This window comes from Amycolatopsis sp. NPDC003731 (genome assembly GCF_053586895.1).
In genome coordinates this window covers 36,823-56,097 of sequence record NZ_JBSFNC010000053.1, presented here as the reverse complement: position 1 = coordinate 56,097, position 19,275 = coordinate 36,823, and the positions used below count along the sequence as shown (strand labels likewise).

19 protein-coding genes are annotated in these 19,275 nt (G+C 71.6%); 14 read left to right on the top strand and 5 right to left on the bottom strand.

Features of this window, described 5'->3' with window-relative positions; translation table 11 throughout:
* Nucleotides 1-772 precede the first annotated feature (772 nt).
* The 8 genes from ACWDN5_RS22885 (at nt 773) to ACWDN5_RS22850 (ending at nt 8,832) form a co-directional block, all read left to right on the top strand.
* Complete coding sequence (locus ACWDN5_RS22885) at nt 773-1,162, top strand: hypothetical protein (protein ID WP_310977028.1); 390 nt, start codon at nt 773-775, stop codon at nt 1,160-1,162.
* A complete protein-coding gene (locus ACWDN5_RS22880; protein ID WP_449677713.1) occupies nt 1,156-2,013 on the top strand; it encodes a hypothetical protein in 858 nt (285 codons plus the stop codon). The genes ACWDN5_RS22885 and ACWDN5_RS22880 overlap by 7 nt, the downstream gene beginning before the upstream one ends.
* A 31-nt stretch (nt 2,014-2,044) precedes the next feature.
* A complete protein-coding gene (locus ACWDN5_RS22875; RefSeq protein ID WP_449677712.1) occupies nt 2,045-2,467 on the top strand; it encodes a hypothetical protein in 423 nt (140 codons plus the stop codon).
* A 34-nt stretch (nt 2,468-2,501) separates the two neighbouring features.
* Complete coding sequence (locus tag ACWDN5_RS22870) at nt 2,502-2,777, top strand: hypothetical protein (RefSeq protein WP_310977025.1); 276 nt, start codon at nt 2,502-2,504, stop codon at nt 2,775-2,777.
* A 29-nt stretch (nt 2,778-2,806) separates the two neighbouring features.
* Nucleotides 2,807-2,947, top strand: coding sequence for a hypothetical protein (locus ACWDN5_RS22865; protein WP_310977024.1), 141 nt, complete (start codon nt 2,807-2,809; stop codon nt 2,945-2,947).
* 89 nt (nt 2,948-3,036) lie between these two features.
* Nucleotides 3,037-4,290 (top strand): YcaO-like family protein, encoded by a 1,254-nt coding sequence (locus tag ACWDN5_RS22860; RefSeq protein ID WP_449677711.1) that lies wholly within the window; start codon nt 3,037-3,039, stop codon nt 4,288-4,290.
* Complete coding sequence (locus ACWDN5_RS22855) at nt 4,287-5,483, top strand: cytochrome P450 (protein ID WP_449677710.1); 1,197 nt, start codon at nt 4,287-4,289, stop codon at nt 5,481-5,483. Before ACWDN5_RS22860 ends, ACWDN5_RS22855 begins: the two co-directional genes overlap by 4 nt.
* 88 nt (nt 5,484-5,571) lie before the next feature.
* Entirely contained in the window at nt 5,572-8,832 is a 3,261-nt protein-coding gene (locus ACWDN5_RS22850; protein ID WP_449677709.1) for a family 78 glycoside hydrolase catalytic domain, read from the top strand.
* Here the strand turns inward: ACWDN5_RS22850 and ACWDN5_RS22845 are convergent.
* On the bottom strand, nt 8,805-9,974 hold the full coding sequence (locus ACWDN5_RS22845; RefSeq protein ID WP_449677708.1) for a hypothetical protein: 1,170 nt from the start codon (nt 9,972-9,974) through the stop codon (nt 8,805-8,807). The two genes, ACWDN5_RS22850 and ACWDN5_RS22845, sit on opposite strands and share 28 nt — an antisense overlap.
* A 498-nt stretch (nt 9,975-10,472) precedes the next feature.
* Here ACWDN5_RS22845 and ACWDN5_RS22840 point away from each other — a divergent pair, with 498 nt between their 5' ends.
* Both ACWDN5_RS22840 and ACWDN5_RS22835 read left to right on the top strand, forming a co-directional pair.
* Entirely contained in the window at nt 10,473-11,321 is an 849-nt protein-coding gene (locus ACWDN5_RS22840) for an SCO6745 family protein (RefSeq protein ID WP_449677707.1), read from the top strand.
* Nucleotides 11,322-11,424: 103 nt separating this feature from the next.
* The gene (locus ACWDN5_RS22835; RefSeq protein WP_449677706.1) at nt 11,425-11,619 is read left to right on the top strand and encodes a hypothetical protein; all 195 of its coding nucleotides are present in this window, start codon (nt 11,425-11,427) and stop codon (nt 11,617-11,619) included.
* 10 nt (nt 11,620-11,629) lie between these two features.
* On the opposite strand, the gene ACWDN5_RS22830 is transcribed toward ACWDN5_RS22835, so the two are convergent.
* Nucleotides 11,630-12,499 carry an SDR family oxidoreductase gene (locus ACWDN5_RS22830; RefSeq protein ID WP_449677705.1) on the bottom strand — a complete coding sequence of 290 codons (870 nt, stop codon included), beginning with the start codon at nt 12,497-12,499 and terminating at the stop codon, nt 11,630-11,632.
* 62 nt (nt 12,500-12,561) lie between these two features.
* Here ACWDN5_RS22830 and ACWDN5_RS22825 point away from each other — a divergent pair, with 62 nt between their 5' ends.
* The 3 genes from ACWDN5_RS22825 (at nt 12,562) to ACWDN5_RS22815 (ending at nt 15,484) form a co-directional block, all read left to right on the top strand.
* Complete coding sequence (locus tag ACWDN5_RS22825; RefSeq protein ID WP_449677704.1) at nt 12,562-13,515, top strand: helix-turn-helix transcriptional regulator; 954 nt, start codon at nt 12,562-12,564, stop codon at nt 13,513-13,515.
* A gap of 36 nt (nt 13,516-13,551) precedes the next feature.
* On the top strand, nt 13,552-14,763 hold the full coding sequence (locus ACWDN5_RS22820) for a GNAT family N-acetyltransferase (RefSeq protein WP_449677703.1): 1,212 nt from the start codon (nt 13,552-13,554) through the stop codon (nt 14,761-14,763).
* Between the two features lie 127 nt (nt 14,764-14,890).
* The gene (locus ACWDN5_RS22815; protein WP_310977014.1) at nt 14,891-15,484 is read left to right on the top strand and encodes a hypothetical protein; all 594 of its coding nucleotides are present in this window, start codon (nt 14,891-14,893) and stop codon (nt 15,482-15,484) included.
* A gap of 4 nt (nt 15,485-15,488) precedes the next feature.
* Here the strand turns inward: ACWDN5_RS22815 and ACWDN5_RS22810 are convergent, their stop codons facing one another.
* From ACWDN5_RS22810 to ACWDN5_RS22800, 3 genes are read right to left on the bottom strand one after another with little or no spacing between them, the layout of a single operon-like run.
* Complete coding sequence (locus ACWDN5_RS22810; protein WP_310977013.1) at nt 15,489-16,112, bottom strand: response regulator transcription factor; 624 nt, start codon at nt 16,110-16,112, stop codon at nt 15,489-15,491.
* Nucleotides 16,057-17,250, bottom strand: a complete 1,194-nt coding sequence (locus ACWDN5_RS22805) for a sensor histidine kinase (protein ID WP_449677702.1) — start codon at nt 17,248-17,250, stop codon at nt 16,057-16,059. Before ACWDN5_RS22805 ends, ACWDN5_RS22810 begins: the two co-directional genes overlap by 56 nt.
* Nucleotides 17,251-18,465: a hypothetical protein gene (locus tag ACWDN5_RS22800; protein WP_449677701.1), complete on the bottom strand. Its 1,215-nt coding sequence runs from the start codon at nt 18,463-18,465 to the stop codon at nt 17,251-17,253. It abuts the gene before it with no gap.
* A 236-nt stretch (nt 18,466-18,701) separates the two neighbouring features.
* On the opposite strand from ACWDN5_RS22800, the gene ACWDN5_RS22795 reads away from it, so the two are divergent.
* Nucleotides 18,702-19,265 carry a hypothetical protein gene (locus ACWDN5_RS22795; RefSeq protein ID WP_449677700.1) on the top strand — a complete coding sequence of 188 codons (564 nt, stop codon included), beginning with the start codon at nt 18,702-18,704 and terminating at the stop codon, nt 19,263-19,265.
* Nucleotides 19,266-19,275: the final 10 nt, after the last annotated feature.

Here is a 19,275-nt window from a genome sequence, read left to right as displayed (position 1 = left end):
GAGGCCTGGCCCAGTCTGAGCCAGCCCGGCGCGGCCTGACCCGGCGCGGTCCGGCTCGACCTGGTCCGGCCCGGCTTGGCGCGGCCCGGCTTGGCGCGGCCCGGCTTGGCTCGGAGTGGTCCGGCCCGGCTTGGCGAGGCCTGGCCCAGTCTGAGCCAGCCCGGCGCGGCCTGACCCGGCGCGGTCCGGCTCGACCTGGTCCGGCCCGGCTTGGCGCGGCCCGGCTTGGCTCGGAGTGGTCCGGCCTGGCTTGGCGCGGCCCGGCTTGGCTCGGAGTGGTCCGGCCTGGCTTGGCGAGGCCTGGCCCAGTCTGAGCCAGCCCGGCGCGGCCCGGCCCGGCCCGGCCTGACCCGGCGAAGCCCGGCGTGACGCGACGCGGCCCGGGGTGGATCGGCTGGTGCGGTCGGCCTGATCCGGCCCAGCCCCGACTGGGCCGGCTCGGCGTGATCCGGCCCGGCTTGGCGAGGCCTGGCCCAGTCTGAGCCAGCCCGGCGCGGCCTGATCCGGCGCGGCCCGACCCAGCCTGGCCCGACCCAGCCGGCCCGACCCAGCCGGCCCGGCCCGGCCCAAGCCTGGCCCAGTCTGACCCAGCCGGGCCCGACCCGGCCCAGGTGGGCTCCGGCGAACCCTGCTACCCACGGGCGGAAGCGTCTTGCCTGGTCAGGCGTTCGTCAATCTTCACCGGTTCTTTCTTGAGCGCGGACCCCCGACCGTGAACAACCCCGCGCCGGTAGGGCTGGAGGTCGCAAGGGAAGCGCACCGAGGGGGAGACATGACGTTCGTGGGCAAGGTGCTCGTCACGACCGCGGCGCTGGTGCTGGCGGGATCGACCACCGCCACCGCCAACGCCGCCGGGCCGGACACGGCCGCGGCTCAGGCGCCGGGAGGGTGCTTCCTGGGGCTGGTCTGCGGCGCGCTCGACAACCGGACCAACCACGCCGTGTACGTGGCGTGGGCCGACGACGACTCGGGCTTCGACTACGCCTGGGTTGCGCCGGGGACGAAGAAGGGCGGCCGCTGGAACGACGGGATCGATGTCGACTACTTCTTCGTCGAGACCGGCTGCCAGGCGACGACCAACGGCTGGATCACCTGGTACGACCCAGGCTGGTACAAGATCACCGACGACCAGACGGTGACCTTGAACGGCTATTCGTGCTGAAGCGGGCCATCGGGACGGCGGTGCTCGCCGCCGGGTGCCTGCTGCTCGCCGCCGGGTGCGCGGGCGAACCCGGGCTTCGCCCGCTGACCGGATCCGAAGAAGCGCTGCTGTACGACGCGGAGCAGGTGCTCGTCCGTGACTGCATGGCGCGGCACGGTTTCCGGATTCAGGTCACGCCCTCCGACCGGCGGCCGCAGCCGGAGCCGTTCCCGTACGTGGTCGACGACGTCGGCTGGGCGAGCGAGCACGGCTACGGCACCGATCTGCGGCGCATCGCCGATGCCGAAGCGGCGGCGGACCCGAACAAGGCGTACTTCGCCGGCCTGCCCGCCGACCGCCGGAAAGCGGCGCTGGCCGCGCTCAACGGGACTGGTCCCGGCCGGGTCGAGGCGGTCCTGCCGGTCGGCGGGCGGCTGGCGAGGTACGACAACGGCTGTACCTCGCGGGCGTGGCAGGAGCTCTACGGAGACCTCGCGACGTGGTACCGGGTGGACAAGGTCACCGAGCTCCTGCCCGGCCTGTGGCAGGGCGAGGTCGTGGCGGATCCGGCGTTCACCGCGGGCGTCACCCGGTGGAGCGGGTGCATGCGGGAGGCGGGTTTCCCGTACGAGTCGCCGGCGGCGGCGCGGGAGGCCGCCGGCCGGACGCCGGGGGACGGGGAGATCCGCACCGCCGTCGCGGAGGCCACCTGCGCGGCGCGCACCGGGCTGGCCGCCACTGCCCGCGAACTGGACCGGACGTGCCAGGACGGCGTCCGCGCGCAATACCGGACGGAACTGGAAACGAAACTCCGGCTGCAGCTCGCCGGCCTGCCGCGCGCTCGTGCCGTGCGGGCGAACTCACAGGGTTGAGAAACCGGAACCGAAAGAGAAGGGATCGATCGTGTGGAGGAATCGTATTACCGGCCTGCTGACTCTGGTGGTGGCGCTCTCCTTCGCCACCGCCCTGCCGGCGGGCGCGGCGGCCGCTCCGCCGACGGCCTCGGACGCGGACGGGTACGTCTACGCCTACACCGAGCCGGGCACCCATTGCCGGTGGAGCCTGGACGCGCCGAGCTGGGGTGACTGCACGAACAACGTCAACGCCGTGGTCAACAACGGCTTCCAGCAGACCTACGACAAGGTCAACCTCTACTGGGGAGCGGGCTACGCCGGGGCGTGGGCGTGCATCGGCCGCGGCGACACGTGGTTCCCGTTGAGCTCCGGCCAGTGGATCTTCAGCTGGGGACCGGGCAAGCGCGGCTACTGGGAGAGCCTGTTCAACAACATCGCCTCCAGTAAATGGGTCAGCCGCTGCGGCAACTGAGCGCCGCAGCGGGGTTGCAAGGGAGGGAAATCCGATGCACAAGGCAAGGAGAGCGGTGGGCGTCGCGTTCTGCGCGCTGACGCTCGCACTGGGGGCCGGGCTGGCGACGCCGGCCTCGGCCGCGACGGCCGGCAGACCGGTCGAGGCGCCGGCCGCGCAGCAGGATCTGGAGTGGCGGCTGCAGAACATCTACGCCACCTACGACGACTGCTACTGGGCCGGCTTCGACGGGTGGAACACCTATCAGTGGGATCACTGGCGGTGCCCGCAGATCCTGGGCACCTACTGGCTGATGGTGGCGGACAACTGAAAACCGGCTAGAGCGAAAGGAATCCGGCGATGGGTGACTTCATCATCTACAACTTCTACTACTCCCAGGAAGACGCGACCGCCCGCGAGCAGGCGGTCATCGAGGAGATGGTGCTCAACGCGCCGAGCCTCGACGTCGAGGCGGAGGTCCTGGTGACCGCCGGCGAGTAGTCCGGCCGCCGGGCGCTGTGTAGCGGACGGAGCCCGTGACACAGCGCCCGGCTCCTTCCGATTCGTTGTCAGCCAAGGGGTGTGTGAGCATGGGAAAAGTTCGTGAGCTGCCGCAGGCGGGCGAGCGCGGGCTGGCGCTCGACGCGGCGATCGACCACGGCCTACGGGCCATCCGGAACCGGGGCTGGGCTGCCGAGCTGACCGATCTCGGCGGCGCGCCCGGTGCGTGGAAGTGCGCGCTGAGCGCCGATGGCCGTCACCTGGCCAACGGCTTCGGCAAGGGGCCCGGGGACTCGGCCCGAGCGGGCGCGGTGTTCGAGTCGCTGGAGCACCACGTCAGCGGTCCGCGGTTCGTGCTCCCGGAAACGGTCGAGCTGCGCTCCTCGCACGAGGTGGCCGGTGGTGCGCTGCGCGGCGATCCGGGGGTGGCGGTCCTCGCCGACACCGCCGACGACCTGCTGGCGTGCCGCACCTACCGTGACCTCGCGGGCGCGCGGACCACCTCGGTGCCCGTGTACCTGAGCTGCCCCGACTACCTGCTGGACGACCACGAGGAGTTGCGGGAGGAGCTCGGCGACGGCTACGACTACGCGGTCGTCGAGCGCTACGCGACCAACAGCGGCTGCGCGGCCGGTTCGAGCGAGGCGGAGGCCGTGGTCCACGCGCTGAACGAGGCGATCGAGCGCGACGCCTGGTCGTTGCTTCTGCTGCGGACGTTCCTCGCGCCCGGCTCGCCGGCCCCCGCGGTGATCGCCCGGGACTCGCTGCCGGAGGAGCTCGCCGAACTCGCCGGCTACGCCGAGGACCGAGTGGGCAAGCCCTTCACCCTGATCGAGATGACCACCGACCTCGGCGTGCCGAGCGTCATGGCCTACTCGGCTCCCGAAGCGGGCGTGCCGGCGCACCGGTTCGGCTGCGGTGCCTCGCTGTCGCGCCGGCACGCCGTCACGAGGGCGCTCAACGAAATCCTGCAGTGCGTCGCGACGGACGAGGCTTTCGGCGTCCCCGAACCGCCGCTGCCGGAGCACCTGCGCGAGTATCCGCCGTTCTTCGCCTGCGGCGTGATGGATTTCGGCGAAGCGCTGACGCGGGCGCACTCGGTCCGCTTCGTCGACACCGCGGCGCCCGGCGGCCCGGAACAGCACCTCACGCGGCTCGCCGGCATCCTCACCGGACGCGGCTACCGGCCGTGGGTGCGGGAGCTGTTCCGCGCGGACAACGGCGTCGCGGTCGTCAGTGTGATCGTCGCTGGGCTGGAGAAGTTCATGGTGGTGACCTCCGGCAACCTGGTGGTCCCCGGCCCGCGCGGCCGGGCGGCGATCCGGCTGCGGGAGGCGGGGTGAGCCGCCCCGCCGAGCCCCTGCCGACCCGCCGCGACCACGGCCCGTTCGCTCCACCCGCCCGGCTGGCGCAGCTGCGGCAGGAGGAGCCGCTGAGCCGGATGAGCTACCCCGGCGGTCACCTCGGCTGGCTGGTCACCAGCCACGCCCTGGCCTGCGCGATCCTGGCCGACCCGCGGTTCAGCGCGGCCCAGGAGCTGCGGCGCGCGGTGATCCCGCGGCCGCTGGTCCCGCGTGAGCCGCCGCCCCCGGCGCTGCCCGGGATGTTCGGCGGCCTGCACGCCGAGGAGCACCGCCGTTACCGTCGGCTGCTGGCGCCCTTCTTCTCGGCGCGGCAGGCCCGGCTGCGCGTGCCGCGGATCCGGGACATCGCCGACGAGCTCGTGAACCGGATGCGCGACGCCGGCCCGCCCGCCGACCTGCTGGAGGATTTCGCCGTGCCCTTCGCGTTGCGGGTGCTGTGCGAAGTGGTCGGTGTCCCCGATGCCGACCGGGAGCAGGTCGGCCACGATTCGGCCCTGCTGTTCCGCCAGCAGGGCACCGCCGAGCAGATCGCCGAGTCGTTCACCGGCATCTACGGGTACCTGCACGAACTCGTCGCGGCCAAGCGCGCGCGGCCGTCCGACGACGTGCTGGGGCACCTCGTCGCCGGCACCGGACTTTCGGACCCGGAGGTGGCGGGCGTGGGTTTCTCGTTGCTCGCGGCCGGTCACGACACCCCGGCGAGCATGGTGGCACTGGGCACGTTCGCCCTGGTGACCCACCTCGGCCGGCCGTCCGCGGTGCTCGCCGGGCCGGCCGCGCTCGCCGCAGTCGTCGAGGAACTGCTGCGGTACTTGACGATTGCCCAGTTCGGCACCACCCGGACCGCACTGTCCGATGTGGAGATGGCCGGCCGGCTGGTCGCGGCGGGCGACACGGTGACGGTGTCCCTGCCGGCCGCGAACCGCGACCCGGCGCGGTTCGCCGACCCGGACGCCTTCGACCTTGCCCGCCCGGCCACCGGCCACCTGGCCTTCGGGTACGGCGTCCACCAGTGCCCCGGCCGCCACCTCGGCCGGGCGGAACTGCGCGTCGCGTTCCAGACCCTGTTCCGCCGGTTCCCTTCGCTCCGCTTGGCGGTTCACGCCGGGGAAGTCCCGATGCGGGGCGACAGCACCGTCCACGGCGTGCGGCAGCTGCCCGTCACGTGGTGAGCGCCGACGGTTGACGACCGTGACCGCGGTCACCTACTCTCACCGGAGTTCCGCTCGATTGAATCGTTTCAAGTCTCCGGGAGTCGATGTGGCCGGACGGCAGCGCCGCAAGAAAGCCCCTCGTACGGCCGAAAGTCTGCTGGCCATCGTCCTCATGGTGCTCGGTCTGCTGCCCGGCACCGAAGCCACCGCGGCGACCGCGGCCACCCCCGACGGGCTCACCACGAACGGCCGGACCAACCCGCTCGGGATTCCCGGAGCGGACCCCGTCTTCGGCTGGCAGATCTCCTCGCCGCGTCGGGCCGTCACCCAAACCGCCTACGAGCTCGAGGTCGGCCGGACGCCGGGAGCCGCCGATGTCTGGCGCTCCGGCCGGGTCGAGTCGGCGCAGCAGGTCGACGTCGCCTACGGCGGGCCGGACCTCGCCTCCGGCGTCCGGTACTTCTGGCGCGTCCGCAGCTGGGACGACCAGGGTGCGCCCAGTCGCTGGAGCGGGCCCGCGTGGTTCGAGACCGGGCTGCTCACCGCGGCCGACTGGGGCTCCGCGGCCTGGATCGGCAAACCGGCGCCGTCGTACGACCAGTGGACCGACTACACCGTCACCGAGGACTTCCGGCTGAACAACCTGGCCTTCGGCACCTTTCTCCGTGCCCGGGATGTCGACAACGCCTACATGTGGCAGCTCAACGTCGGCGACTCCGCGACGTCCGTGCCGCTGCTGCGTCCGCACCTGCGCGTCAACGGCGGCTACTCGGTGCTGGCCGAAGTGGACCTGCGGCCGTTCGGGTTCACCCGGGCCGGCCTGCTGGCCGGGACGCACACCGTGGCCTACACCGTTGACGGCACCACCATCCGGACCACTTTGGACGGTGTCCTCGTCGATACCCGTACAGCCACCGGATTCCCGAGCGGGCGGGCCGGCCTGCGCACCTACGACACGGAATCGGCCACCGTCACGAAGTTCGCCGTCACCAAACCGGACGGCACCGTGCTGGCGAACCCCGAATTCGCCGTGCCCAACCCGTTCACCGGCGGCAGCATCGACAACGGAGCACTGACGGTCGCGGGCGGCACCGACGCCCTGTTCGCCGGCCGCGACGCCTTCGCACCGCTGCTGCGGACGTCGTTCTCGACCACGCCCGGCAAGCGCGTGGCCCAGGCCCGCGTGTACGCGTCGGCGCACGGCGTCTACCAGCTCACGCTCAACGGCCGCAAGGTCGGCGACCAGTACCTCGCGCCGGGCTACACCGAGTACGCCAAGCGGATCCAGTCCCAGACCTACGACGTCACCGAGCTGGTCCGGGCGGGCGCGAACGGGTTCGGGGCCGCGCTCGGCGACGGCTGGTGGGCCGGGAAGATCGGGCTCGCCGGCAAGGGCCAGTACGGGACCGACCTGGCGCTCGTCGCCCGGTTGAAGATCACCTACGCCGACGGCGGCGTGCAGTGGGTCGACACGGCACCGGGCTGGAAGTGGAGCACCGGCCCGTTCGCGGCGACCGACAACCAGCTCGGCGAGACCTACGACGCCCGGCTCGAACAGCCCGGCTGGGCAGCCGCCGGGTTCGACGACTCGGCGTGGGCGCCGGTCGTCACGCGACCCTCGGACACGGCGAAGCTGTCGCCGCAGCCGGACGAACCGGTGCGGGAAACCCAGGTCCTCGCCACGAAAGCGGTCAGCCACCCGGCGCCGGGGGTGACCGTGTACGACCTCGGCCAGAACATGGTCGGCGTCGCCCGGGTGAAGCTCACCGGCAAGGCGGGGGAGACGGCCAAGCTCCGGCACGCCGAGGTGCTCAACCCGGACGGCACGATGTACGTGGCGAACCTGCGGGCGGCGACCGCTACGGACCACTACCGGTTCGCGAAGGACGGCACGATCACCTACCAGCCGACCTTCACCCAGCACGGTTTCCGCTACCTCGAGGTCACCGGCCTCGCCACGCCGCCGGCCGCCGCGGACGTGCAGGGCGTCGTGTGGGGTTCGGACCTGCGCCGCACCGGCACGCTGGGGACGTCCGACGGCATGCTGAACCAGTTGCTCAGCAACGTTTCCTGGGGCGCGCGGGGCAACTTCCTCTCGATTCCGACCGACACCCCGGCCCGCGACGAGCGGCTGGGCTGGACCGGTGACATCAACATCTTCGCGCCGACGGCGAGCTACCTCAGCGACACCCGGGCCTTCCTCGGGAAGTGGCTGACCGACGTCCGTGACGAGCAGAAGAGCGGCGGGTCGATCCCGGCCGTCGTCCCGTCGACGAACGGTGCGTTCGACGAAAGCGGTGTCGGCTGGGAGGATGCGCTGATCACCGTGCCGTACGCCCTGTGGCACGCCTATGGCGACGCTCAGGTGCTGCGCGACAACTACGACGCGATGAGCCGCTTCTTCGCCTACGCCCGCGCGAGTGCCGGGCCGGACAACCTGGAGACCGGGCGGCTGACGTTCTTCACCAACGACTGGCTCAACCTCGACGACCCGTCGGACCAGGGCGTGCTCGGCACCGCGATCTGGGCGCAGGACGTCCGGATGATGGCGGAGATGGCGGCCGCGGTGGGCCGGACCGCCGAAGCGGCCGAGTACACCGAACTGGACAACGACGTTCGTGCCGCGTTCACCCGCGCCTATGTGGCGGCGGACGGGACGGTGCTGGGCAATTCGCAGACCGGGTACGCCCTGGCGCTCGGCATGGACCTCGTCACCGATCCGGCGCTGAAGGCCAAGGCGGGGGCGAAGTACGTGGCAAAGCTCGCCCAGAGCGACAACCACCTCAAGACCGGGTTCATCGGGACGCCGTGGCTGATGCCGGCCCTGACGAACATCGGCCGCGACGACCTCGCCTACACGTTGCTGTCCAAAAAGGACTACCCGTCGTGGGGGTACGAGATCGGCAAGGGCGCGACCACCGTGTGGGAACGCTGGAACTCGATCCAGCCCGACGGCACGTTCGGGCCGGTGGACATGAACTCGTTCAACCACTACGCCTACGGGGCGGTCGCCGACTGGATGCACCAGTACATCGGCGGCATCCGGATCAAGGAGGCCGGCTACCGCCGGAGCGTCATCGAGCCGCACCTCGGCGGCGGGCTCACCCACGCCGAAGGCGCCATCGACACCGTCTACGGGCGGCTGTCGAACGCCTGGAGCGTCACCGGTGACGGGCTGACGATGGACGTCACCGTGCCCGCCGGCACCACCGCCGAAGTGGTGATCCCCGGAGGCAGCGTCACCGAGTCGGGCAAGCCGGTGCGGTGGGCCCCGGGTGTTTCGAGCGTGACGTACGACGTGGCGAAGAAGGCCACCGTCGTGGTCGTCGGGTCCGGGAGCTACCGCTTGAGGAGCCGCCCGAGGTAGAGGTCGCGCGCGACGAGGCTGACCGCCAGGTGGTCGGCGAGCGGGTCGAAGAAGGCGTTGCGGTACTTGGCGTCGGTCACCGTCGAGGCGGCGAAGTACAGGCCGGAGAACGCGGCGATGAACAGCGAGACCTGCAGCAGCTCCTGCGGGATCGGCAGCTGGATGCCGAACAGCGTGCCGCCGGCGGGGTCGCGGCCGATCCACGCCTTGATCACCGCGTGCTGCACCGCGACGATCCCGAAGATCACGAAGAAGACGAACACGAGGGTGGCGAGCACGAACGTCTGCAGCACCTGGGTCAGGACCAGGACGAGGATCATGTTCGCCCGTTCCAGCTTGGTGAGCGGGAGCCGTTCGGGGACGTCGTCCGCGAGGAAGGCGGCCAGCGGCGTTTCGCGCAGCTTGTCGAGGCCGACGGGCGCGGTGCGCGACTGGGTCAGCCGGGTGACCTCGTCCTTGAGCGCCGCGAGCAGAAAGACCACCGCGACCACGGCGAGCAGCCCGACGACCAGCCACATCCGCTGCCGCGGCAGGGCGGCGCCGACCTGCCAGATCTCGGTGGTGAAGAACCCGAAGACGGTGAACAGCAGCAGGAGCGGCAGCGCCCGGCTGGTCAGCTCGCCGAGCAGCCGCGTCTGCCGGTAGGCGGCCCGCAGTGCCCAGCCGACGATCGAGCCGACCCCGACGAAGGCGGCCGCGAACAGCCCGACCAGGATCACCAGCTGGGTGCCGAAGCCGAGCGGCATCGAGTCGCCGTCGACGATCCAGTCGACCACGGGCACGACGACCACGAACACCGCCGCCATGACCGCCGCGGGCACGGTTCCGCCGCGGTCGACCAGCTTGCGCCGCACCCACCGCGCGGTGAGCCACGAGCCGAGGGCCGGGAAGACGACCAGGCTCAGCAGCAGGCCGGTGTAGCCGAGGGCGTAGAGGTCGTTTTCCATGAGCCGGTCGAAGTCCGCATCGGTCCGGCCGTCCACAGCGGACAGCACGGCGGCGAGCACCCGCCAGGCCGCGACGAACACGACGGCGGGCCCGACGCGCACCAGAAGCTGCGCGGGCCGCCCCCGTACGACGGCGGGCAAGCCCCGCCGCCGAAACCACTGCTCGACGGCTTCGACGCCGCGTTCGTCCGCCATGTTCGCCTCCCGATCGGCGCGGCCGCCGCCGGGATGCTAGCGCGGCCCGGCTGCCGGGCACGGCTGGGTGGGCGGCGTGGCGGGGTGGGTTGCGTGGCGGGCTGGGTTGCAGGGCTGGTGGGCCGCGCGGCTGGTACGCCGCGCGGCCAGGTGGGCGGCGCGGCGGGATGCGCGGCACGGAGGGACGGGTCGCGCTGCCAGGTGGGCTGCATGGCGGGGCCAGAGAGTCGGCTGGGCGGAATGGCGAGTTGAGTCGCATGGCCGGGTGGGCAGCTCGGCCGCGTGGGCCGCGGCGGGATGAGTCGCACGCCCGGTGGGCCGCAAGGCGACGTGAGCCGCATGGCCGGGTGGGTCGGGCGGCGGGATGGGTCGCACGGCTGGTGAGCTGCACCGCGAGCCGGGGCCGCATAGCGAGGTGGGCCGCACGGCCGAGTAGGTCGCGCGGCCGGGCGGGTCGGAACGCCCCACGCCGTACCGACTGGCTGGTATGTTGGCCGCGTGATCGAAGCGGCGCGCCGGACCTGGCGACTCATCGAGCCCTACCACGGCATGATCTACTTCGCCCCGGAAGCCGCCGCGGCGTACCAGGAGCTCGGCCTGACCGGCCGCGCGGGCTACTTCGCGTCGAGGTCGGCGGCGCTGGGTGCGGTCCCGGCCCCGGTCGTGGTCGCCACCTTCTACAACTTCAACCCCGTCCTCGTCCGGGAGTCGATCTCCGCCGCCCGGGCCGTCACCGAGCCGGATGCCGTCCTGGCCGCGCGCTACGCCGCCGCGGACCGGGCGCTGCGTGGCGCCTTGGGCGACGCGATCGGCTCTCCGGAGATGCACCGGGCGGCCACTCTGCTGCGCGAGGCCGCCGAGGCCGTCGCCGACGACGTCGTCGGCCGCCCGCTCTACGCCGCCCACGCGGCCCTGCCGTGGCCCACCGAGCCGCACCTGGTCCTGTGGCACGCGCAGACCCTGCTCCGCGAGTACCGCGGCGACGCCCACATCGCGGCCCTGCTGACGGCGGGCCTGAGCGGCGTCGAAGCGCTCGTCACCCACGCTGCTTCCGGTGCTGTCCCGGCGGAAACCCTGCGTACTTCCCGGTCGTGGTCCGAAGAGGACTGGAGCCGCGCCGTCGACGGCCTCCGTGAGCGGGATTGGCTCACCGACGATGCCGAGCCGACGTTCACGCCCACGGGTGCGGCGCGCCGGGCGGAACTCGAGAAGGCGACCGACGAGAACAGCGTGGCGCCGTATGCGCACATCGGCGAACCCGCGTGTGCCGAACTGCAGGAACTGGTGCGGCCGTTCAGCCGGGCGGTGGCGGAGAAGTTCATGCCCTGGGTGCTCGCGAGGCAGTAGCCGCGAACGTCGCGAGCCGGAAAATCGGTTCCGGATCGCCGACGGTGTCACGCCGAACTTCCACCAAGGCGTCCTCGACTACGGCACCCACCGCCGGTCGATCGTGAGCACCCGCGACCGGACCGAGCAGGTCGTGGCGGTCGCCGAGCCGCGCGCGATCGACGGGACGGCGACCACCTGGGGACCGCTGACGTTCGTGGAAGCTCCGGAACTGGTCGCCGTCCTGGCGGAGTTCCCGGCGTTCCGGGTGCTGACCCCGGCCGATCTGGGCGAGGTTCTCTTCAACTACTGGGACTGACCCGGAGAGTTCACGCGCCGAAGGCTGCCGCGTGGTCGCGCGCCCACTCCGCGAGGGTGCGGGCCGGTCGTCCGGTCACCTGCTCCACGGTCGGCCGCACCACGTCGGGCGTTTCGACCGCGTCCGACCAGTAGTCGAGGAGCATCGAGATGATGTCCTCGCCGACGCCGTAGGAACGCATTTCGGCGCGGAACTCGTCCGGCGTGTTCTCGGTGAACCTCAGCTCCCGGCCGATGGCGGTGCCGATCGTGTCGAGCTGCTCGACCCGGCTCAGCGCCTGCGGGCCGGTCATGGGGTAGTGCCGGCCGGCGTGTCCCGGTTCGGTCAGCGCTACCGCGGCGACGGCGGCGATGTCGGCCTCGTGGATCGGGGCCTGCGCGGAGGCCGGGTAGGGGCCGGTCACTCCGCCGGTGTAGCGGATGGGCCGGGCCCACGACAGCAGGTTGCCGGCGAAAGTGCCGGGCCGCAGGATCGTCCAGCTCGCGCCGCTGTCGCGGACGGCGTCCTCGATCGCGGAGTGGTGCACCTGGCTGGCCGACCCGCGGTCACGCTCGTGTTCCAGCGCCGCGGCGAGCGAGGAGAGCAGCACCAGGTGCGCGACGCCCGCGGCCGCGGCCGCCTTGACGAATCCGGCCACCCCCGCCACCGGGAAGACGAACGCGCTGTCGACACCGTCGAACAATCCCTCCGGCGGCGCCGTGGTCAGGTCGCCGGCGACCAGCTCCGCCTTCCCGGGCAGGCCGGCCTTCTCGGGGGTGCGGGTCAGGGCCCTCACCCGGTGCCCGGCGGCAAGCAGTTCGCCGACCAGGTGGCGGCCGATCGTGCCGGTAGCGCCGGTGACGAGAACGGTCTTGGGGCTGGGCGTGGTGGTCGTGTTCATGAGGTGGAGGATGCCCGGTATTGCGGCAAGATCCTTGCCGCGATCCACCGCATCATGGAGACATGTCGAACCCGGCTGCCCGCCTGCTGGCGTTGCTGACCCTACTGCAGACGCGCTCGTCGTGGACCGGCGCGGAGCTGGTCGACCGGCTCGGCACGAGTCCCCGCACGGTGCGCTACGACATCCGGAAGCTGCGTGACCTCGGCTACCCCGTCGAAGCGGCCCCCGGGGTGGCCGGTGGCTACCGGCTGCGCCCCGGAACCGCGCTGCCCCCGCTGCAGCTCGACGACGACGAGGCCGTGGCCATCGTCATCGCGTTGCGGATGGCCACCGGCGCCGGCACCACCGACCTCGGCGAGGCTGCCGGGACCGCACTGGTGAAACTCGAACAGGTGCTGCCAGGCCGGCTGCGGGGACGGGTCGCGGCCATGCGCGACTACACGCAGACAGCCCCAGCCCCCGGCGGCGTCGCCCCCGACCTGCTGGTCTTCCTCACCGCCGCCTGCCGCGACCACCGCCGCGTCCGCTTCGGCTACCTGACCCGCGAAGGCGAGGCGACCCGCCGCGAGGTGGAGCCGCACCGCGTCGTCCAGGTGGGGCGGCGGTGGTACCTCGTCGCTTTCGACCCCGACCGCGGCGACTGGCGGCAGTTCCGCCTCGACCGGATGACCGTGAAACGCCCGGAGGGCGCGACGTTCACCCCGCGTGAGGCCCCGTCCGCCACCGATGTGCTGCACGGCATCGACTCCGCATTCGCCCGCCATCGCGCCGTCGCCCTGGTCGGCGCACCCGCCGCCGAGATCATCGCCAGAGTGCCGGCGGCCGTCCCCGTCGAGGTGGTGGACGAGCATCGGTGCCGCGTGCACGCCACCGCCGAGTCACCGGCCGCGCTCGCCCTCAACCTGCTGATGCTGGACGCGGATTTCGTACTCGAACAGTCCGCACCCGACCTCGACACCGCACTCGACACCCTCCGCCGGCGGCTCGGGGGTGCGTCCTGCCCGTCGGCAAATTGAGTGGTCCGGGGCCGACCACGACCGTACGGTGAGCCCATGTACGCCGGGCTCACGGAGCGCATCGAGGCGAACGTCGTCGAACACGCCTGTCATCTGCATCGCCATACCGAGGGCATGACTGTCACGGAAACCGACGATCTGGTGATCGCCGACAGCGGTATCGAAGGCGATGCCAGTACCGGTGCCGACACCTTCAACATCGTCGCGAACGCTCGGTTCGCGCCGGATGAGGTGAAGGACCGCCTCTACCGCACGGTGTTCAAGCTGCGTTTGACCGGCCGTGCCTTCTCCTGGTCGGCCGGTCCGAATTCCGCGGATTTGCCGTTCGGCTCCGTCGAATTGACGGCCGGGCGAAGGGAAGCTGCGATGTGGGCCCCCGCCGCGGACATCCCCGTTGCGGACCGGCTCCCGGATCTGGAAATCCGCCGGGTCCGTACCCCCGAGGAACTCGCCGACTACGCCCGGATCCTGGCCGCCAACCGGAATCCGCCCGCCGTCGCCGTTGCCGAGTTCTACGATCGTGTGGCCTCGTCAGCCCTCGCCGAGGACTGCCCGGCGCACTATCTACTCGGTTACCACCACGGCGCGCCGGTCAGCGCAGGCGAGGTTTTCCTGCACGCCGGGGTCGCCGGTATCTACAACATCTCCACCTTGGCCGCTTTCCGGCGCCGGGGATTCGGTGGCGTCATGACCTCGGCCGCGGTGGACAGTGCTCGCGCCGCCGGATACGACACGGTGGCGCTGCGAGCGTCCGCCGAGAGCGAGCCGGCGTACCGCCAGCTCGGTTTCCGTGCCGATGGCTGGTTCACCGAGTACCCCGTCCCGATCGTTCCGTTGGAAGACCGCGGCTACACCACGCGGGAGCAGCTGATCTCCATCGGCTTCGAACACGTTCACGTGGAAAACGAGCGCTACGACGGCCCGCAAGCCGGTGTCGCCGACATCTCCGGCGTTCCGCACTACTTCCTCAGGCTGAACAACTTCTTCGAGGACGGTGACGAGTTCTCCGTCTGGCCGATCGACGACGAGAGTCTCGCCCTCGAACAGGAAGCCTGGCGTCTCCACGTGAAAGCATGGGATGCGGGGGCGTGTGAACCCGCGCGCTTCAATGAGCTCGAATCGCTGCTGGAGGCTCGCCGCACCACACCGCCCGCCATTGCGCGAACGATGTTCGCGCAATGGCGTTTCGACGAACGCGATGCGCGCCACGACGACAGCGGCCCTACCTACCTGATGCGCTGGCGCTAGTACTGCGGGACGGGAGTCAGGTGCCGGCGGTCGAGCAGCCGGGGTGAAATGGGTAAGAATACCCATGTGCGCATGGGAAAATCCGGTCGCTTGCGGACGCTGTCACCGGGCAGAACCATGAGAACCCATGAGACGCAACAAGATGAGCTGGATCCGCAGAGGACTGATCGCGCTGAGTGCGGCTGCGCTGGCCACGGTCGCCGTGGCGGCACCGGCCTCCGCCGGCTCCGAGGGGCCGTGGTGCTTCAAGTGGCGGGGGCAGGTGATCTGCGTTCCGGTGCACCTCGACTGGAACTGGGAGCTCGGCTGCCCGCAGTGTGGCCTGGCGGTCGACTGGCTGCCCGACCCGCAAGAGGTCGTGGGCCGGCGGATCGCGCTCGGGCTGGGTGAGCTCAGCAGTGCGGGACGCACCCCCGACCCGGTGCGGCGGGCCCAGTTGCGGGCCGCGGCGTTCGACGAGTTCACCCAGGCCGCCCAAGCGAGTCCGGGCGCCCGGCCGTTCCCGGCGCGGGTCGGCTTCATCGACGAGCTCGGTACCGTCAAGCCACAGCCGGAGCCGTGGCTGCAGGCCGCCGCACAGGACATCTCCGCCGGCGTCGGGTACATCCAGCTCGCGCTGAACGACTGGACCGGTGGCGGAGCCGTGTTCCGCCAGCAGGCTGTCGCGAAGCTCGACGAGGCCTACGCGGAGCTGGCCCACGCCCAGGTGATCGGCACCTGACGCGTCAGGGGTGGTGGTTGCGGGCGACGCGGATGAGCACGGAACGGCGGTGGTGGCCGAGCTTGGCGCGGATGTTCTCCAGGTGGCGGTTGACCGTGCGGACGGCGATCTGCAGCTCCTCGGCGATCTCGCGGTTGTCGTAGCCCTTGGCCAGGCAGCGCAGCACATCCCGCTCCCGGGTGGTGAGCGGGCGGGACGATTCGTGCAGTTCGCCGATCAGGTGCGCGGCGAGGTCGGCGGGCAGGACCGGGCCGGTGAGCACGGCCGCCACCGCCGCGGTCAGCTCCGCGGCGGTGGTCGCCTTGCTGACGCAGCCGTGGGCCCCGGCGCGGACCGCGGCCAGGAACTCCGCGGGTTCTCCTTGGGAAAGCACGAGAATCCGGATATCGGGCCAGTGGACGCGCAGGTAGCCGATGACGTCGACGCCGCTGCCCGCCCCGGGGCCCAGCCGCAGATCGACCAGCGCGACGTCGGGGTGGAGCCGGTCGGCCAGCCGGCAGGCGGCCGGCGCGTCCGCGGCCTCACCCACGACCGTCACCCGGCCATCGCGCTCGAGTGCGGTTCGGACACCGTCACGGGTGATCGGGTGATCCTCGACGACCAGCAACCGGACCGGGTTTCCCGGCATGCTCACCTCTCCCTCGGGGGATGCGCAGTTCCACTTCGGTGCCCTGGCCGGTGCGGCTGCGGATGCGGACCTGCCCGCCGAGGCGTTCCACCCGAGCCCGGACCGACAGCCGCAGGCCGATCCCGTTCGTGTCGCGGCCCGGCTCGAACCCCACGCCGTCGTCCCGGACGCTCACCGTGACATCGCTGCGATCCTGCAACACGGTGAGCCAAACCCGGTGCGCCCGTGCGTGTTTGACGACGTTGCTCAGCAGTTCCGCAACCGCGGCGACGACGTCGGCCGCCACGGCCTCCGGCAACCGGACCGGGCCGCTCGCCACCAGACGGACCGGGATCTCGTCGCGCCGTCCGGCGAGCTCGGCCAACTCCTCGCGCAGCGACACGACACCGGCCGGAACCGGGTCGGGATCGGAGCGCGCCAGACCGCGCAGCGCCGCCTCCTGCCGGGCGATCCCCTCGGCCACGGCGGCCAGCGCCGGCGCGGCCGACAGTTCCCCGATCCGGGCCCGGAGCCGGCCCAGGTTCTGCAGGACGTCGTCGTGGATCCGCGCGGCGAGGCGCTCCCGTTCGGCCAGCCGCGCCGTCCGCTCGCCGTGCCGGATGGCCTGCTCGCGCAGGTGGTCGAGCTGACCGGCGGCCACGCCCACCGCGCCACCCAGCAGCACGTACGACAGGCCCCAGCCGACCACGGTCAACAGCTGCAGGAACGACAGCCGCGCGAACGCGACCTCATTGGCCGCGTAAGCGAACGGCAGGCTCAGCCCGACCACCGCTCCGGCGACCAGGCCACCCGGAATCCCCCGGACGACGCCCCACGCCGCGACCGCCGCGGCCGGATACGCACCCATGAACGACGGGTGGTCGGTCAGCACCGCCTGCGCCGGATACACCCGGCCGTACCCCACGATCAACGCCACGGCCGTGGCCAGATCGGCGGCGAGCACGAGCCGCATCCGCCGCACCGCGGCCATCGTCAGCCAGGCCGTCCAGCATCCGGTGGCGATCAGGGCGACGCCGGCCTCGACCGGCCGCTGGATCTGGCCGCCGGCGAACGCCACCACCAGCATCCAGTCGAACGCCAGCCAGCGCAGGCCGAGCACCAGCAGCATGGGGGCCGGATGCCTGGGTTCGGTCGGCATCTACCCGACCCGGACGGCAACTTCGTCGGGCGGCCAGGTGCAGGCGGACCGGCTCAAGAAGTGCTTTTCACAGGCCTGGATCGAGACCAGGTACGTCGTCGCCGGCCGGACGTCGGGCAAGGTGACCTCGAAGCCGGCCACCTCACGGTGCCGTTCCGACCACGGCGTTCCGTCGGCCGGCTGCCAGGTGACGTTGAACGCGTCCGCGGCACCGTACTGCCAGCCGACGTGGATTCCGTCGGCGTCGGCGTAAGCCATGGTGATGCACGGGCGATCGCGCGCCGCACAGGGCCCGGCGAGGTCGCGGGCCCGGCGGGAGTACTGCTGTCCCACGTGGACCTTCGGGTCGCCGTCGGCGGCCAGGACGATGGTGCCGCCATGGAAGTTCACGTAGGCGATGGTCGTGTCGTCCACGTTGCCGTCGGTGGGCCGGCCGAGCACGCCGGACGGGCCGCCGGCGGCGATCCAGGCGTTGAAGATCGGTACGGCCATGGTGATCGGCTCCTCCGGCGGGAAGGCGTACACCACTTCACTCCACCCGAATCGGTTGCCGACGACCGGAGTCCACGGCGTGTAGCGCACGCCCGCTTCGGCCGAGCGGGTGTCGGCGGCCGGGCAGCCGACCCCGACGCGCCCGCCCCGGTGCAGCCACCAGTCGTGTACGGGCGCATCGACGGCGAACCGGGGGCAGTCGTACCGGGCGGACCGATCGTTCGCGATGGCGATGATCGTCGCGCTCACCGCCGCACCGGCCGCGAGCAGGACCAGGACCGTGCGAACGGCCAAGCTCCGCGCGGGCGGCGGACCGAGCGGCAGCTCGAGGTCCGGTGCGGCGAGGAGCCTGGCGATGCGCGCCTGCCGCCAGGACCACCCGGCGGCCGACGGCAGGCACCCGGCCACCGCACCGCTCAGTGCGGTGATCCCGTCCACCTCACCCAGCACCGCGGCGAACCCGGTCAGGCCGACGATGACGAGGACCGTTGCGCCGACACTGCGAACCAGCCGCCACCACCACGGCGCCGCCAGCCACTGCCGTGCCCAGCCGGCGGACACGTCCCACACGTCCGGCTCGGGAAACCGCTTTCCCCGGCGGGCTTCCCGCACCACGGCTCGCCGGACCGCGAAACCGAGATTCCACCACGCGACCTGCGCTCCCACAATGTCCGCGAGCACGCGCGGCCCGGCACCCGTGCCCGACGCGGCGATCGCCCCCACCAAGCCGAGTCTACGGTTTCACCGGGGCGACCGCACTACCCTGGATGGACGCTGTGCGGCTACGGCACCGGTCTCACGACAATAGTAGGCATGGGCAATCTTACCCACGGTCGAGTGGGCAAGATCGGACGCTTATCGGCCCGCACTTCCTGTGCCAGCATCGATTACCGGAAAGGAAATCGGGATCCGCGAATCACCCCGGCGCCCGGCGACATTCGATGCGAAAGGCGAACACCGTGAAATACGGATTTGTCAAAAGATCCGCAAAGGCTTTGGCCCTGGCCACCGCGCTCCTGTCGGCGGTCTCGATGACCACCGCAACGCCCGCGCAGGCGAGCATCGTGCAAGTGTGGGACAGCGTCGAGGGGGCCACCCCCTGGACCCGCTGGCAGGGCGGCGGTTCCGGGGACGGTGTCGCCGGCTACGACCTCAACGGCGGGGTCGCCCGCTCCGGCGCCAACGACGGCTGGCTTTACGTCGGCAACGGCTGGGCCGCCAACCGCATCCCGGTCAACATCTCCAACTGGAACCGCGGCAACTGCGCCGTCGGCGTCTGGTTCAACCCTCTCACCCCGGCCGGCGCCCAGGTCGGACTCCAGATCTGGAACCCCGACGGCTGGCGCATCATCGCCGAGACCTACCCCTGGTTCCCCGGCGGCGGCTACCGCCAGGCCTTCATCACCGGCCTCGACCTGCGCGGGTTCACCGGCGACATCTACCTCCAGGTCATCTACGGCAACGGCAACGGCACCAAGACCTTCGTGCGCTTCGACGACATGGCCATCCAGTGCTCCTTCTGACCTGTCCGAT